The organism is Lentzea sokolovensis, from assembly GCF_033949975.1.
Lineage (GTDB): Bacteria > Actinomycetota > Actinomycetes > Mycobacteriales > Pseudonocardiaceae > Lentzea > Lentzea sokolovensis.
On record NZ_JAXAVU010000010.1, the window covers coordinates 882,197 to 898,364 of the forward strand.

Genomic DNA, 16,168 nt, shown 5'->3' on the forward strand with positions numbered 1-16,168 from the left:
ATCGACCACCGTCGATACTTGCCCCGTGCTAACCGATGAAGCCACGACCTACGCCTCATGGTTCTCGACGCTGTCCGACCCGACCCGAGTCCGCCTGCTCCACCACGTGGCCTCGGCGTCGGCCCCGGTCACCGTCGGCGAACTGACCACTCTGCTGGGCGTGAGCCAGTCCACCTGCTCACACCACGTCCGCAAACTGGCAGAGGTCGGCTTCCTCCACGTCCAGCGCGAAGGCACGACCACCCTCGTCACCGTCAACCCGGCCTGCTGCACGGGCCTCCCCCAAGCAGCGGACGCGGTGATGGGCACCCTGCCCACAGGCACAGTCCGCCCAGCACCAGGCGTGACCATCCGCCCCATGACCACAGCGGACTGGTCGGACGTCCGCCGCATCTACGGCGAAGGCATGGCCTCAGGCAACGCGACGTTCGAAACAGAAGTCCCGTCCCGCAGAACCCTGGAATCCAAGTGGCTACCGGACCACCGCTGGATAGCCGAGGTGGACGGCGCAACAGCAGGGTGGGCAGCAGCCACCCCGATCTCGGCACGCGAGTGCTACGCGGGCGTGGTCGAGACCTCGATCTACGTGGCCGACGCCTCCCAGGGCAAGGGCGTGGGCAAAACCCTGCTGCACCACCAGGTCAAGTCAGCAGACGAGGATGACCTGTGGACCCTGCAAGCAGTGATCTTCCCGGAGAACAGAGCAAGCATCGCCCTGCACCACAAAGCAGGCTTCCGCACAGTGGGAGTACGCGAACGAATCGCGCAACACCACGGCGAATGGCGAGACACAGTCCTTTTGGAACGCAGACGCCCCTAGCAAGCGCGCGATCACGGCAAGCATCTGATCGCCCGCGAAGCCGAAGGCGAGCCGTCCTTACCGAGCGGGCCCGGCGGTGGGGTCCCGTCACGAGTCGCGCCACAGCTCTTGCTGCATGCGTGAAGGGGTGTCAACTCGACACGCTTTTCGTCGAGTTGACACCCCTTCACGCATGTGGCCCGCTCTTGGTGCGGCTCGTGACGGGACCCCACCGCCAACGCAACCTTCTAAGCAACCGGCGGCCGCCCAACGCAACAGGCGTGCCATCTACCCGCCGAGGGCGCCCTCCCCCGATCAGATTGCCGGGGGTCTGGGGGCAGAGCCCCCAGGGGAAGCGCGCAACAGAACCCGCCGCCCGCAACCCAGCCACCCGACAAAGCCGCGGAACAACAAATCAGTACAACGCAGAAGCCAGACTCCGCCGAGCCGCAGCAACCCGAGGATCATCGGCGGGGAACAACTCGAACAGCCCGACCAAATGCGACCGAACCCGATCCCGATCCTCCCCGTAAACCCGCCGAACAGTCGCAACAAGCCGAGAAAACGCCTCGTCAACCATCTGCCCGGCAACCTCGGCATCGGCAGCGGCCAACTGAGCGTCAACATCCTCAGGCGCGGAATCAGCCTTGCCGATCACAGCAGGATCAACAGCCTCGGCCCGCTCAGCGAACCGAGCCTGAGCAAGCCCTTCCTTGGCCAACTCGTGAGCAGGCTCAACCGCCAGAATCTCCGAGTAATACCCCTGAGCGGCAACATAGTCCCCACGCTCAAAGGCCTCCTCGGCAGCAACGATCCGAGGGTCCTCGACAACGTCTTCCTCAGCCACGACAGGAGCCCCGGCCCGGGCTTCCCCAGCCCGAATCCCAGGCAGCCGCTCCCGCAAAGCATCCAACAACCGGGCAATCCACTGCGACAACTCACCGTCGTCAATGGGCCCGGCAAACGCATCAATAGGCTGACCAGCGGCAACGGCCACGGTCGTGGGCACCGACTGCACCCCGAACGCCTGCCCGATCCGAGGCGAGGCCTCCAGATCGACGCGGGCAAGAATCCAAGCCCCACCGGACGCAGACGCGAACCGGGTCAGAGACGCGGCGAGCTGCTGCGACTCAGGACTGTAGGAAGCCCCGAGCAGCACCACGACGGGCACCTGCAGGGACTGTTCGACCACGGCCTGGAACGAGGCCTCGGTGACGTCCACGATCCACGGCACAGAGCCGTTGTCGGGCGCGGAAGCGGCGGCAGCGGCCGGCGTGGCGGCGGCGGTGCGGGCAGCGTCGGCGCGGGCCTTCAGGGCGCCCAGATCGACGGCGCCCGAAAGCGCGGCGGACAGTGCGGCGGTCTTGCGAGGATCAGGCCTTGTCACGTGTTCCATCCTGGCACGGCTAGTTCCCGGACCGGGTCCAGGGCCATCGGGTTGACGCGCATCGCCTCGTTGGCTGAGGCGATGCGTAGAGCCAGCGGTGTCATCAGGTCGATGAACCGCGTCGTACCAACTGCACCCAGTGCCTCCCACGGACTAAGAGCGGCCATGTCCGTGGCGCGTTCCACCGCGGGAAGGTCACCGGGCATTCCCTCCACTGCTTCCCATTCTTCGACAGTCCAACCACGCGCGGTGCGCATGTATGCCGGATCGAGGGAATGCTCACGCGCATAGAGCGCAAGCGCTTGGCACGGCCCTACGCCCTGAGCCACCAGCGCGGCCACATGACCGTCGCCGCGGGCCTCGCGCAGGATCGTGCAGGCGTGCCACAACTCCAGATGAGGCTCGGCGGGCCACGGCAACGCACGGTTCGCCGCAGCCAACGGACGCCCGGCGAGAGGCGCCGCCATGGCCGCGGCACGAGCCAAAGCAGCCGCCTCGGCGATTTCGGGCGTGTCCACCGAGCCCAGCAGACGACGCAACGCGTCGTCCGCACCCGCCAGCCGAACACGCAGGTACTCGGACGGCGAGGCGACCGCCCACGCGTCCGGCAGCGCACGGGAGACCATGCGCGGCGCGAAGTTGTAGAAGACCGCCGTCACCAGCTCCGGCGACGCGGCGCCCAGCGGTGCGGCGCGCATGCCGAAGTAGCCCATCCATCCGCCCTTGCAGCCCAGCGCGTCGGTCGCCGCACGGGATTCGGGCGTGAAGTACGTGACGTCGTGGTAAGGCTCGAACCTCAACCACAGTTGTCTCGCGTCCACGCCCGACACGCTAACCCAGCGAACGCCGGTGCACGGGTGCACTCACCGGGCCGGCGTAGAGCGTTCGGCCATCCGAGGAGACGTGCCGGAACCGGATCGGATCACGGCGTGTCGGAGAGGTGTTCCTCGATCCGCTCGACCTTGGCCTTGAGCTGACCGGTGTAGCCGGGCCGGATGTCCGCCTTGAGCACGAGGGACACGCGCGAGGAACTGGCCTGCACGGCTTCCGTCGCGCGCTTGACCACGTCCATCACCTCGTCCCACTCCCCCTCGATCAAGGTGAACATCGCGTTCGTCTCGTTGGGCAGGCCGGACTCCCGCACGACCCGGATCGCCTCGGCGACGGCCTTCGCGACGCCTCCTGTTTCGTCCGAACCGGACGGAGCGACGCTGAACGCGACAAGCACACGTGCCTCCTCGTGATCCACGGGTAGTACTGACTGGTAGCTTCGTTGCCCATGACACCGCTGCCGTTCGATCCGATCGCCCGCGCGGCCGAGCTGTGGGACGACCGGGTGGGTTCCTCCACATCGATGGCCGCCGTCACGAGCGTCATGCGTGTCCAGCAAATCATCCAGTCCGCCGTGGACGCAGCTCTCAAACCGCACGGGCTCACGTTCGCGCGCTACGAGGCGTTGGTGCTGCTCTACTTCTCCCGCAAGGGCGCGCTGCCGATGCGGGTCATGGGCGAGCGCCTGCAACTGCACCCGACGAGCGTCACGAACATCGTCGACCGGCTGGAGAGCGACGGCCTCGTCCGCCGCACGCCGCACCCGACCGACCGCCGCACCACGCTGGTCGAGATCACCGACGCGGGCCTGCAGCGCCGGGAGAGCGCGACCGCCGCCGTCGTCGACGTCAACCTGGGCCTCAAGGGCCTCACCGACCGGCAGACCGAGCAGCTCACGGACCTGCTCGCCAAGGTCCGCCGGGCGAGCGGCGACTTCGAGGACTGAAATCCGGTTGATCGTCCCGCGATGATGGTCGCGTGACGGAACGGTCGATCATCGCCCTGGTCAGCGGGCCCAACGGGTTCGCGGGCCGGACCGGCGCACTCCCGGTCGAGTCACCGTGGTGGGCCGACACCGAACCCGTCAACGAGACGCTGGAACGGTTGCTGGGCGTCCCGACGAGCGTGCTCAGGCTGATCTCGGTCGAGGGTGGCGACCCTCCCGGCGGAGGCCTGGTGACCTATCACGTCGAGGCGCACGGCGAACCTGACCGCACCCACCTCCACCCGGCGGAAGAGCCCGCTCCGGACGCCCCGCGAAGACTGCCGTGGGCACGACCGGGCGGCCCGTCCGAACTGGTCGCGTGGGCCGACGCGCACGTTGAACGCACCGGCCCGGCCGTGCAGGTCAAGTCGTGGAACCTGTCGAGCGTGCATCGGCTGCCCACCGCGAACGGCTTCGCGTGGCTGAAGACCGTCCCGTCGTTCTTCGCCGACGAGGGCGCGGTGATCGAGATGGTCGCCGCGCACGACCCCGGCCTGGTGCCCGAGGTGATCGCCTCGGCACCGCGGCGAGTCCTGCTCGGTGAGGCTCCAGGAGAGGACTGCTGGAACACCAAGCCCGAACACGTCGAGGAGATCGTGCCTCGCTGGGTCGCGGTGCAGCACGCGCTGGCAGGCGAGCCCCGAGTGCGGCAGTGCGCCGTGCCGATGCCGTCGTTCGGACTGCCGGACACGCTGGTGCACGGCGACTTCCACCCCGGCAACTGGTTCAGCGGTGGCATGATCATCGACTGGTCGGACGTCGTGTGGGGGCATCCCGCGCTGGACGCCGGCCGGCTCCTCGGGTTCTGCCCGCCCGATCTCCACGATCTCCTCCGTCGCGTGTGGAGCGAGGCGTGGCTCCGGCACCGTCCGGACAGCCGCCCGCTCGACGCGCTCGACGCCGCCCGCCGCGCCTCGCACCTGCTGAACGCGGTGAAGTACCAGGAGTTCCTCGACAACATCGAGGACTCCGAGCGGATCTACCACGAGAAAGACCCCGCGCACGAGCTCAGGACCGTCAGGGAACTGGTGACCAAGTGACGGAACGGACGATCATCGCCCTGGTCAGCGCGCCGGGCGGGTTCGCGGGCCGGACGGACGCTCTCCCGGTGCCCACCCGCGACTGGAACCACGTCGAACCGGTCAACGAGGTGCTCGAAGCCCACCTGGGCGTCCGGACGAGCGTGCTCAGACTGATCTCCGTCGAGGGCGGTACCGCGCCGCAGGACGGCCTGGTCACCTACCACGTCGAGGCGCACGGCGAACCCGACCGCGCGAAGCTCCACCCAGCTCAGGAGCCCGAGGCGGACGCGGAGTTCCGGGCGCCGTACGCGCGGCCGGGCGGCCCTGCCGAGCTGATCGAGTGGGCCGACCAGCACGTCGAACGCACCGGCCCGTCCGTTCAGGTCCGCACGTGGAACCTCTCGACCGTGCACCGGCTGCCCACCGCGAACGGCCCGGTGTGGCTGAAGGCCATTCCGTCGTTCTTCGCCGACGAGGGCGCGGTGATCGAGATGGTCGGCGCGCACGACCCGACGCTGGTCCCGGCGCTGATCGCCGCGGCGCCGCAACGGATCCTGCTCGGCGACGCACCGGGCGACAAGTGCTGGCCCGTCACGGCCGAGCACGTCGAGTTGATCGTGCCGCGCTGGGTGGCCGTGCAGAACGCGCTGGCCGGCGAGGCGCGGCTGCGGCCGACCACCGTGCCGATGCCGTCGTTCGGGCTGCCGGACACGCTGACGCACGGCGACTTCCACCCCGGCAACTGGCGCAGGAGCGGCGAGGTCATCGACTGGTCCGACGCGGTGTGGGGCCACCCGGCGCTCGACGCGTGCCGGGTCATGGAGTACGCCGGGCCGGAACTGCACGACCACATCCGGAAGGTGTGGAGCGAGGCGTGGCTCGAGCACCGCCCGGACAGCCGCCCGCTCGAAGCGCTCGACGTCGCCCGCCGCGCGTCACACCTGCACAACGCGGTGAAGTACCAGGAGTTCCTGGACAACATCGAGGAGTCCGAGCGGATCTACCACGACGGCGACCCCGAGGTGGAGCTCAGAGCTGTTCGGCGGCTGGTTCGCTGAGGCGGCCGGTCTTCGAGGCCCAGCGCTCGAAGATCACCGTGCCGAACGGCGGGATGCTCGCGAGCAGCGCGAGGACCGTCGTGCGCGCGTCCCACTTCAGCGGCGCGACGGCCATCAGCGTCACCAGCACGTAGCCGACGAAGACCAGGCCGTGGATCGGGCCGAAGACCTTGACGCCGATCTCGTTCTGCACGACGACGTACTTGAAGAACATCCCGAGCAGCAGGCCCGCCCAGGAGATGGCCTCGGCCAGGGCGAGGATGCGGAACCGTCCGACCACGCTGGAGAACGTCATGGTTCCCCATCATGAACCGTGACCGGCGGCACACGGCAACCACCCTGAGGGTTCGCGTCGGTCGTCCGGCCGACTTGAAGGCGAACCCTCCGTCGCGCCGGAGGCGCGGCAATCCAACACAGTCCTATTCCTCCCATTTGAAGACGCGGGAGGCCACAAAACCGACCACCAGCGAGAAGCCGACCAAAATGGCCGCCGGCATCACCAAGGCCTCGATCCCCTTGCCCCGCACCAGCACGTCGAGCATGCCGTCGTTCATGTGCCGCAACGGGAAGATCTTCGACACGGTCTGCAGCCACGCGGGCGCCTGGTCGACGGGGAAGAACGTGCCGGACAGGAACGCCATCGGCAGCACCACGATGTTCGCGGCCGCCGACGCCGCCTCCTCGGTCTTGGCGAACGCGCCGACCAGCATGCCGAGCGCGAAGAACGCGATGGTTCCCAGCAGCAGCAACGGAATCGCCAGCCACCACTGCCCGGACAGCTGCAGCCCGAACACCGGCAGCGACGCGATGCCGATGAACGTCGCGCCCTGCACCAGCGCGACGCCGGCGCTGACCAGGATCCGCGACGACAGCACGGAACCCGTCGAGACGGGTGCCAGCCGGATGCGCCGCAGCACCTGCTTGCGGCGCCACGACACGAGAGTCAGCGCCGAGCCGAAGACCGCCGACACCGCCACACCCCACGACAGGATGCCCGGCGTCAGGTACTGGATCGGCTTCAGCGAGGCGTCCTCGACCTTCTCCGCGGCGAACGTGAAGGTCGGCGGCTGCCCGGTCGCGGCGAGGTTCGCCTTGTCCACGAACCCGTTGATGATCCCGAGCACGGTCGCGGACTTGACCTGGTCGCTCTGCGCGAACCGCACGTCGAGCTGTTGCCCGCGGATGATCAGCGCGGCGGGAAGGTCGCCGTCCTTCACCTTCTGCACGGCGGAGCTCTCGTCGTCGTACGGCTCCAGTTCCAGCGCACCGCTGTCGCGCAGCGCGGACACGATCGGGCCGTCGCCGACCAGCGCGATCTTCGTCTTGTCCGTGCCGACGTCGCGCAGGATCAGGCCGAAGATGATGAGGAACATCAACGGGAACAGGAAGGTGAAGAACAACGTCACCTTGTCCCGCAGGAATCCCTTGAGCATCGCCACCGAGAGCGTCTTGAACGCGGTCATGCGCGGTACTCCCGCCCGGTCAGGTTGAGGAAAACGTCTTCGAGGGTGGCCGTGCGGACCTGCAGGCCGTCGAGCGCGCCGCGTTCGGCCAGCGCGGACAGCACGGGAGCCGGGCGGCGCGTGGAGAGCGTCAGCGACACCTCGTCCTCCTGCGCCTCGTCGACACCTTCGAGAGCGGAAGCGTCCACAACGGACAGAACGCCCTTCTGCAGCGTCACGTGGGTCGGCGCGTCGAGGCCGCGCACCAGCACCGCCGGCCGGTCGAGCGCGAGGATCCTGCCGGTGTCCATGATGGCCACCCGGTCGCAGAGGATCTCGGCCTCGTCCAGGTAGTGCGTGGTGTAGACGATGGTCTTGCCGCGTTCCTTGATGGCTCGCAGCACGTCCCAGAGGTTGCGGCGGGCCTGCGGGTCGAGGGCCGCGGTCGGTTCGTCGAGGAACACGATGTCCGGGTCGTGCACCAGCGCGCACGCGATCGAGAGCCGTTGGCGCTGACCGCCGGAGAGCTTGTTCTCCTGCTCGTTCGCCTTGTCCGCGAGGCCGACCAGTTCCAGCATGTCCGCGGCCGTGCCGTGACTCACGCCGTAGAGCGCGCCGAACGTCTGCAGCTGTTCCTTGGCCGTCAGCTTGTCGAAGAACGACGTCGCCTGCAGCTGAACACCGATGCGGGGCAACAACTTCACGTTGCGCGGCCACGGGCTCTCGCCGAGCAACCGCACCTCACCGCTGTCGGGCTTGCGCAGCCCCTCGACGATCTCCAGCGTGGTGGTCTTCCCGGCGCCGTTGGGCCCCAGGATGCCGAAGAACTCGCCCTCGGCCACGGTGAACGAGACCCCGTCCACCGCCTTCAAGTCGCCGTAGCTCTTGCGGACGTCCCGCACCACGACCGCCGACCGTTCCTCCGTCATGGGCGTGACGGTAGGTCAGCACCTGGTGGTTCGCGGGGCGGAAAGACGAAAGTCGGAGCGAAGTCGAGACGAAGTGGGTCAGCCGCCCGCGACCAGCAGCGGACAGGCGGTGTACACGTCGTTGAGCCTGCGGAGAGCGGCCGCGAACTGGTCGAAGCGCGCACGCGGGACGGCCGCGCGGACCTCGCTGATCACCTGCCACAGGTAGCGGTGCTCGGTGGTCTCCACGACGGGAAGCGCCGGGTCGCCGGGGACGTCGCAGGCGAACGCGAGCGCCACCGCCGCGGCGCGCAGGCACGCGGTCGCGAGCGTCACGCAGTCCTCGACGAGGGTGCGGTCGTCCTGGGCGCGCAGGACGCCGCTGACGGCGAACCGGACGGCCTGCATCAGCGCGAGGTAGAGGCGCTGGCCGGCCTGGGTGCGTTCGAACGGCAGGTCCTCGGCGCCGCAGCCGGGCGTCACGACGGTCATGCCGACCTGGGGGCGGCGCAGCACGTGGTCGAAGAGCGCGGTCGGCGCCCAGAGCAGGGTGCGCCAGGAGTCCTCGGTGATCGAGGTGCCCATCCTGGCCGCGTTCTCCAGCACGTCGAGGTAGGCGATCAGGACGCCCGAGAGGAAGATCCCGCCGCGGTCGCCGCCGACCCGGACGACGCCGAAGCGCTCGTCGAGGGCGTCGTCCTGGACCCAGTAGCCGGGAGTCCACTCGATGACGCCGCTGCTCGCCAGCACCACGCGCGCGAGGCGCTGGTGCACGGGCGACGCCGAGAGCACCGTGTCGTCCAGCCCCATCTGGACGAGCGTGGACGCGGCGTGCTGCAACGACTCGCGCTGCTGGGGCACGAGGTCGGGGTGCAGCAGGCGGAACGGTTCCACGTCACCCCTCCCCTTCCGTTGTCGTACTCACAATGAACGGCAGGGGGCGGGAAGTCATCCGGATGAACCGCAGCGTTACGTCTCAGTTGGACGCGTCAATGCGACTGGGCCCAGGCCGTGAGCTGCGCGCGAGACGAAAGATTCAACACGGATTTCACGTTGTGCACGTGGGATTCCACGGTGCGGTGCGAGATGCCGAGCTTGGCCGCGACCTGCGCGTTCGTCAGGCCGTGCGCCACGAGTTCGACGACCATCCGCTGCCGGTCGCTGAGCACCGGTTCCTGCACGATCTCCTTGTCCAGAGCGGTTTCCAGGGCGTGCCGCACGTCCATCGCCCGACCGGCGCCGAGCGCCCGTTGAAAAGCCGGTGGAGACAAGGATTCCCGTGCGAGGTCCAGCGCGGCGTCCCTCTTCCGCCGCCACCACGTTTCGGACGGAACGACCCACGTCGCGCGCATCTGCTGACAGGCGGCCAGAAGCCGCACGCCGAGCTCGTGACGTCCGGACAGCATCGCGACCAGGCCTCGGCCCTCGACCGACTCCAGCACGGCTCGCGGTGTGGTCGCCGTCATCCGCGCGCTCTCGGCGAACCGGGCGCCGGCCGCCGCCAAATCCCCTCGTTCCAACGCGATGCAGCCCGACGTGTGCACCGCGACGGCCACGACGTCCTGCCGTGCATGGAGTCTGAGGACCGGCAACGCGCCCTCGATCAGCGCCGCGGCGGCGTCCACGTCACCCTGGACGAGCAGCCGCCAGCCGAGGTTCTGGCTGGACACAGCGACACTCACGTCGTTGCCGTTGCTCACGCCGTGCTGGATCGATCGGCGTAACGCCCATGCGGTGTTCGCCACGTCGCCCATGCCGTCGTAAGCGCTCGCTAACGTCCGGAACAGGCGACACATGATCAGGTCCTGCCCGCCGGCCTCCGCGGTCTCGACCGCCTCGATGGCGTACTTCACGGCCTCGTCGTGCCGCTGGTCGTGGCCCGCCAGCAGCGACGCGTACTCCAGCGCGAGGATCCGGTAGCGGCCGTCGGCCGGCGACTGGTCCAGCACCTGCATCAGCACCGCGCCGGCCTCGGCGAAGTAGCCGCGGTCGAAGCACACCCTGAGCAGCATCGTGGCGAGCATCAGCCGCCGGTCGTCGCGCGATGCCACCAGATGGGCGAACGCGTACGCCACGTTGTCGTACTCCTGGTGCTGCGTCTTCACCTGCTCCGGCGTGAGGATCGACGACGAGACGGCGGGTTCGCCCTTCTCGCACAGCCACTCGACGATCCGTTCGGCCGTCACCTCGTGCTCGCCTTGCTCCTCAAGCCGTTCCCGGGCGTAGAGACCGACCGATTCGAGCATCCGGAACCGGCCGTCGTTCTCCCGCACCACCAACGACTTCGCCTGCAACGCCGTCAGCAGGCCGATCACCGCGCCGCCGTGCACGACCTGGGCGATCTCCAGCCCGAACCCGCCCGGCAGCAGCGCGAGCCGCCGGAACAGCTCTTTCTCGTGCGCGGTCAGCAGGTCGTGGCTCCACGCGATGGCCGCCCGCAGGCTCTGGTGGCGCACCTGCTCGCCGGCGTCGCTGAGCAGGTCGAGCCGGTGGTCGAGGCGGTCCGCGAGCTCGGCCGGCGGCACCGATCCGGAGAGTTTCGCGGCCAGTTCGACGGCCAGCGGCAGGCCGTCCAGGCGAGTGCAGATCGTCGCGATCGCGACGTGGTCGCCGCTGGTTCCGGCGCGTTCGGTGAACAACCTCGCCGCATCGGCTGCCATGCCGTGCAGCGGATAGACGACCTCGCCGATGGATCTCAGCGCTTCCCTGCTGGTCGCGAGAACCTGCACGTTCGGGCACCGCGACAGGAGCGCGTCCACGACGGCACAACATTCTTCGACGAGATGCTCACAGTTGTCGACGAACAGCAAGATTCGGCGATTGGTCAGTTCCTGGAGCAACGTGGTCCGGAGCGCGACACCCGCGTGCTGGTACACCCCAACGGCTTCCGCGACCGCCTGCACCACCTGCTCCGGCCGGCTCAGCCTGCCCAGTTCGACGGTGCGGACCTCGGTGCGTCTGGCACGTCCGGCGAGCTCGGCCGCGAGCCGCGTCTTGCCGACCCCGGCCGGCCCGACCAGCGTGAGCATCCTGTGCTTGCGCAGCAACGAAAGCAGCTCCGCGAGCTCGCTCTCCCTGCCGACGAACGCGTCGTCGTAGCGGGGCAGCTCAACGACCACAGTGGACGTTCCGGCGGAACGCCGGCGATAGGCGCGCTGACGGCACGCGTTCGAGCAATATCGCGCCCGCGACGGCAGGGGCGCGAAGCCCGTGCCGCAGCTCGCGCAGATGCCCATCGCACGAGACTACGACCGTTTCGGCATCTCAATTGGAAAGTGTGCGGAGGTCGACCTCCAGCGTGGTCCCCGAACGCAGTTCCGCGAGCTCGATCCGATCCTTCGTCTTCGAGAGCCAGCCGCTGCGGATTCGCTGCACCACCTGCGTCTTCGTGACGTCGGCCGCCTCCGCCTTGATCACGATGTCCTTGCCGTTCTCCAGGTGGACGACGGCCTTCGTGAACTTGGGGGCGTGGGGCACGAACTCGCCGGTCCCCGGCACGGCCGGATACATGCCGAGCGCGCTGAACACGTACCAGGCCGACATCGTGCCGAGGTCGTCGTTGCCCGTGACGCCCGCCGGCCCGTTGACGAACAACGTCTGCGCGGCTCGCACGACCACCGACGTCTTCTCCGGCTTGCCGATGAGCGCGTACATCCACGGCGCGTGCAGATCGGGCTCGTTGTTCGGGTTGTACCTGAACTGGTTGTAGTAGTCGTACGGCCCCACGACCCACTTCTCGCGGACGGTCTTCGCCGGATCCTTCAAGAGGTCGGGGTACGCGAAGAAGTCGTCCAGCCGCGCCTCGGCCGCCGCCTTGCCGCCGAGCGCCGTGATCAGCCCGGTGATGTCGTGCTGGCAGAGCCACTGGTACTGCCACGCCGTGCCCTCGTGGAACCCCTCCGGGCCCTGCGGCGTGAACGGGCTGAGCCACGCGCCGCCCTGCAGCTTCGGCCGCGGGAAGCCGGTGAAGCCCCGGTCCGTGACGCTGTTGTCCCAGAGGGCGCGGTGGTTGAGGCCGCGCTTGCGGAGCCGTTCCGCGTCTTCCGCGTGACCCAGTTCCGCGGCCATGATCGCGAGCGTGGCGTCGGCCAGCGCGTACTCCAGGGTCGCCGACGCGCCGTGGTGCGGATCGGTGTCCTGGCCCTTCTTCGGGAAGCGCTTGTCGTACTGGACGAATCCGTTCGCGAGGTAGTTCGGGTTGCCGGACCTGCCCTGGAAACGGGAGGTCTGCGGCGGGACGCCGTCGGCGTTCCGCAGAAGTGCCTGGTACGCCTGCTCTTCGAAGCCCTTGAGGTGACCGAAGCGCCAGAGGTCGACCAGGAACGGCGTGACCGGGTCGCCGGTCATGCAGTTCGTCTCCTGGTTCGCGTACGCCCAGCGCGGGAGCCAGCCGCCCTGGTCGTGAATCGCCAGGATGCTCCGCGCGATGTCCTGCGAGCGTTTCGTGCGGAGCAGTGCCAGGAGCTGGTTGTGCGCGCGGTAGGTGTCCCACAGCGAGTAGTACTCGTAGTAGGTCCAGCCGTCGGCCTGGTGGACCTGGTTGTCGAAGCCCCGGTACCTGCCGTCCGCGTCGCTGCCGGTCAGCGGCTGGAGCAGCACGTGGTAGAGCGCGGTGTAGAAGACCGCGCGCTCGTCCCAGTCGTCCGTCTCGATCTCGATGCACCCGAGCTCCGCGCGCCAGGCTTCCTGCGCCTCGTTGCGGAGGTCGTCGAAGGTCCTGCCGCCGGTCTCGGTCTCCAGGTTGTTCGCCGCACCTCGTTCGTCCACTTGGGACAGTGCGGTCATGGCCGTGACGGGGCCGGGGCCGAACGTCACCCAGGCGCCCCTGAGCCCGGCGCCGCCGGCGGAATCCCGTTGGCCCGCCTTGGATCCTGTCGGACCCCACGTGCCGAACTGCGTGAACGGGCGGTCGAACCTGGTGGTGAAGTGCGTGAGGTACGGACGGCCACCGCAGAACGCCTGCGTCTCCACGGTTCCGACGATCGTCCGGTCGCCGACGATCCTGACGGAACTGGCGCTGACCGGTTCCTTGTCGTTGGCCTGGCCCACGTTGACGAGCAGCGTGCCCTGGACGCCGCCGGGGAACGTGTACCGCTCGACGCCCGCGCGCGTGGTCGCCGTGCACTCGACGGTGATGTCCCGGTCCAGCTTGACCTTGTAGTAGCCGGGTTTGCCGATCTCGCCGTCGTGCGTGTAGCCGCTGGCGTACCGCTTGTGGTCGAAGTTCTGCGGCAGCTGCGTGACCGGGAGGATCGGGACCAGGCCGCCCTGCTCCCAGCAGCCCGCGCCGGACAGGAAGAAGTGCCCGAAGCCGCGGATCTGCTGGTCGTCGTAGCGATAACCGGCGTAGTGGGAGCCGACCGGGCTGGAATGCGCCTTGCCGAACGGCATGGACGCGCCGGGGAACGTGTTGCCCTCGTCCTTTGTGCCGATGAAGGTGTTGACCGACTCAATGGGATCCAGTGCGTCCACGGGTTTCACCCTAGTTGGGATCCTGGGGTGGTGTGGGGTGGCCCGATGGTCCGGTCGGGTGGTCCGGCCGGGTGGTGAGGGACCGGGCCGGGGTGCGACCGCCGCCGCATGCGCACCCCGGCCCGGGGGCCTACTCGCCGGACCCGCGTGGGCTGAGAACGCTGTCCGTCACCAGATCATCGCTGAGCGCACACGGTCCAGGTCAAGACCATGACGATCACCTGTCCGGTTCTGGACATCGGCGCGGTCAGCGGGCCGGCATCGCGTTCAGCGTCGTGTAACCCACCCCGAGCTGCGCGAACGCCTCCAGGGCGAACTCGGAGAGCTGGTCGATCGCGGTCGGGTTCAGGAGCAGCAGCTGCGTCTGGGCCTGCCTGGCACCGGTGAGGCGTGGCTGCTCGCTGTACACGATCTTGACGCTCCTCCCGTCCGCCGCCGTCACGTCGACCTTGATGTCCTTGTAGACGCCGGTCAGCTTCGAGGCGATCTTCGTCGCGAGGTCGTGGACGATGACCGCCGCGGTCAGGCCGGCGACGATCGTCAGGATCGTCACCGGGTCCACGTAGAGCGCACCGGACTTCGGTGTCGACCACGCGCCACCGCTGTAGAGCCGGACCGCCGAGTTGGTCGCGGTCAGGTCGATGTCGACGGCGTTCGACCTGGCCACGCTGAACATGGTGCCCGTCACGACGTCCTGTTCGAACCACACCTGCACTGCCTCCACCGGTGTGAGCAGGTCGCTGCCGGAGACGATCTGGTTCTCGGCGACGTAGATGGGGGTCGTCGAGCCGACGCCGTTGATGTCCGTCGAGTACGCCGACAGGCCGGGGTGGATCTTGCCGAAGTCGTTGACCAGCGTGATACCGGTCTTCGGACCACCGGTGACCGCCTCGCCGAGGATGCCCTCCTTGTCCAGCGTCGCCTGGTCGCCGAGGCCGACGGCCACCTCGTTGGTGGAGACGGCCACGCTCACGTTGCCCTGGAAGGTGTTGCTGCCGAAGAGCCGGTAGAGCGGCTGCCACGAGAACTTGTTCTCGTGGAGGTAGTTGTCGGCCGACTGCCACACGACGTTGTAGGTCTCGTTGACCTTCTTCGCGAAGCAGATCTTGTAGCCGCTGTCCTTCAGCGTCTTGAGGTCCTCCGGGGCGATCCGGATGTCGACGCTTTTGATCTGTCCGTCCGTCATGGTGGCGCTCCTGGGCTGGATGTCGTCGGGGCCGGTTCGGCCTCGGTGACACACGCTCCGGTGGCCCCGTCTCCTGAAAGTCGCCGCGACGCACGACGTGCTGTCGCGGACGCATCGGCGTCACTCGATGGGCTGGACTGGGCCGAGCGGGTTCCGTTGGGCCATTGGCGTTACGGGTGCCGGGCGAACGACCGGGGAACCGGCAACGCGCCGTCGCTGCTCGTTCCCGACCGGGTGGTGGTCAAGTCCGCACGACTGAGTGCCCACCGCTGACCGGTTGTCGGCGGGACGCCGCGACAGGTGGGTGAGAGATGCCCTGGAGACGCGGCCGGGTGATGCTCGGGACGGCCGAGGGAAGGACCGCGATGAGAGAAGCCGATGACGCGCATCTGGTGTTGCTGGGCCGGTTCGAGCTGCTCGCCGGATGCGGTGACGTCACGCTGCCCAAGGGCGCGCAACGGCTGCTGGCCTACCTGGCGATCCATCACGGCGACGGGGTGAGCCGGCAGGCCGCCGCCGAGCAGCTGTGGCCCGAGTGCCGCAGGCAGCGGGCGACGGCCAACGTGCGGCAGGCGCTGTGGCACCTGCGCCGGGCGACGGAACGGCCGGTCGTCGAGCCCTCGGTGGACCGGCTGCGGCTGTCCCCCGCGCTGACCGTCGACTTCTGCCGGGCGGTCGAGGCGGCCCACCTCGTCGTCAGCTCCGCCGCACCCGCCGCGGAGGACCTGACCGGCGCCCTGTCGCGGGACCTGCTGCCCTACTGGGCCGACGACTGGCTGGCCCCCGAACGGCGCCGGTGGGAGCAGGTCCGGCTGCACGCGCTGGAGGCGATCGCCCAGCACCTCATCTCGGCCGGCGCGCACCTCGCCGCGCTGGAGGCCGCCTTCACCGCGATCTCCATCGACCCGGTGCGGGAGACCGCGCACCGGACGGTGATCGCGGCGCACCTCGCCCAGGGCAACCACGGGTCGGCGCTGCGGCACTACCAGCAGTACCGCGCCCTTCTGCACCGCGAGCTGGGCGTCACTCCGTCGGCGCACATGACCCGGCTCGTCGCGTCGCAGGCAGCGTTGTGAGC

At 68.8% G+C, this 16,168-nt stretch carries 15 protein-coding genes and 1 pseudogene; 5 read left to right on the forward strand and 11 right to left on the reverse strand.

Translation table 11 applies throughout. From position 1 onward, the window contains the following. Positions 1 to 25: 25 nt before the first annotated feature. Positions 26 to 820 (forward strand): helix-turn-helix domain-containing GNAT family N-acetyltransferase, encoded by a 795-nt coding sequence (locus tag SK854_RS26220; RefSeq protein WP_319977746.1) that lies wholly within the window; start codon positions 26 to 28, stop codon positions 818 to 820. Positions 821 to 1,214: 394 nt separating this feature from the next. Here the strand turns inward: SK854_RS26220 and SK854_RS26225 are convergent, their stop codons facing one another. From SK854_RS26225 to SK854_RS26235, 3 genes are all read right to left on the reverse strand, one after another. Beyond that, positions 1,215 to 2,186: a tetratricopeptide repeat protein gene (locus SK854_RS26225; RefSeq protein ID WP_319977747.1), complete on the reverse strand. Its 972-nt coding sequence runs from the start codon at positions 2,184 to 2,186 to the stop codon at positions 1,215 to 1,217. After that, a complete protein-coding gene (locus SK854_RS26230; RefSeq protein ID WP_319977748.1) occupies positions 2,183 to 3,007 on the reverse strand; it encodes an SCO6745 family protein in 825 nt (274 codons plus the stop codon). Before SK854_RS26230 ends, SK854_RS26225 begins: the two co-directional genes overlap by 4 nt. A 101-nt stretch (positions 3,008 to 3,108) precedes the next feature. Next, on the reverse strand, positions 3,109 to 3,414 hold the full coding sequence (locus SK854_RS26235) for an MTH1187 family thiamine-binding protein (protein WP_319977749.1): 306 nt from the start codon (positions 3,412 to 3,414) through the stop codon (positions 3,109 to 3,111). A gap of 51 nt (positions 3,415 to 3,465) precedes the next feature. Between SK854_RS26235 and SK854_RS26240 the strand changes: the two genes are divergently transcribed. From SK854_RS26240 to SK854_RS26250, 3 genes are read left to right on the forward strand one after another with little or no spacing between them, the layout of a single operon-like run. Then, a complete protein-coding gene (locus SK854_RS26240) occupies positions 3,466 to 3,963 on the forward strand; it encodes a MarR family winged helix-turn-helix transcriptional regulator (protein WP_093592887.1) in 498 nt (165 codons plus the stop codon). 32 nt (positions 3,964 to 3,995) lie between these two features. Further along, positions 3,996 to 5,042, forward strand: a complete 1,047-nt coding sequence (locus tag SK854_RS26245; protein ID WP_319977750.1) for a phosphotransferase family protein — start codon at positions 3,996 to 3,998, stop codon at positions 5,040 to 5,042. Then, the gene (locus tag SK854_RS26250; RefSeq protein ID WP_319977751.1) at positions 5,039 to 6,082 is read left to right on the forward strand and encodes a phosphotransferase; all 1,044 of its coding nucleotides are present in this window, start codon (positions 5,039 to 5,041) and stop codon (positions 6,080 to 6,082) included. Before SK854_RS26245 ends, SK854_RS26250 begins: the two co-directional genes overlap by 4 nt. Here the strand turns inward: SK854_RS26250 and SK854_RS26255 are convergent. From SK854_RS26255 to SK854_RS26285, 8 genes and pseudogenes are all read right to left on the reverse strand, one after another. Beyond that, positions 6,054 to 6,377, reverse strand: coding sequence for a DUF3817 domain-containing protein (locus SK854_RS26255; RefSeq protein WP_319977752.1), 324 nt, complete (start codon positions 6,375 to 6,377; stop codon positions 6,054 to 6,056). The genes SK854_RS26250 and SK854_RS26255 overlap by 29 nt on opposite strands. A gap of 124 nt (positions 6,378 to 6,501) precedes the next feature. Beyond that, positions 6,502 to 7,545: an ABC transporter permease gene (locus SK854_RS26260; protein WP_319977753.1), complete on the reverse strand. Its 1,044-nt coding sequence runs from the start codon at positions 7,543 to 7,545 to the stop codon at positions 6,502 to 6,504. Further along, positions 7,542 to 8,453, reverse strand: a complete 912-nt coding sequence (locus SK854_RS26265; protein WP_319977754.1) for an ABC transporter ATP-binding protein — start codon at positions 8,451 to 8,453, stop codon at positions 7,542 to 7,544. Before SK854_RS26265 ends, SK854_RS26260 begins: the two co-directional genes overlap by 4 nt. Before the next feature lie 78 nt (positions 8,454 to 8,531). Further along, positions 8,532 to 9,326, reverse strand: a complete 795-nt coding sequence (locus tag SK854_RS26270; RefSeq protein WP_319977755.1) for a hypothetical protein — start codon at positions 9,324 to 9,326, stop codon at positions 8,532 to 8,534. Positions 9,327 to 9,421: 95 nt separating this feature from the next. Then, complete coding sequence (locus SK854_RS48270; protein WP_406601834.1) at positions 9,422 to 9,898, reverse strand: helix-turn-helix transcriptional regulator; 477 nt, start codon at positions 9,896 to 9,898, stop codon at positions 9,422 to 9,424. Between the two features lie 1,251 nt (positions 9,899 to 11,149). Further along, positions 11,150 to 11,668: pseudogene (locus SK854_RS48275) on the reverse strand (AAA family ATPase); the annotation flags it as partial. A gap of 28 nt (positions 11,669 to 11,696) precedes the next feature. Further along, a complete protein-coding gene (locus SK854_RS26280) occupies positions 11,697 to 13,925 on the reverse strand; it encodes a GH92 family glycosyl hydrolase (protein ID WP_406601835.1) in 2,229 nt (742 codons plus the stop codon). A 226-nt stretch (positions 13,926 to 14,151) separates the two neighbouring features. Further along, positions 14,152 to 15,090, reverse strand: a complete 939-nt coding sequence (locus SK854_RS26285; RefSeq protein WP_319977758.1) for a hypothetical protein — start codon at positions 15,088 to 15,090, stop codon at positions 14,152 to 14,154. Between the two features lie 311 nt (positions 15,091 to 15,401). On the opposite strand from SK854_RS26285, the gene SK854_RS26290 reads away from it, so the two are divergent. Further along, a complete protein-coding gene (locus SK854_RS26290; RefSeq protein WP_319977759.1) occupies positions 15,402 to 16,166 on the forward strand; it encodes an AfsR/SARP family transcriptional regulator in 765 nt (254 codons plus the stop codon). Positions 16,167 to 16,168: the final 2 nt, after the last annotated feature.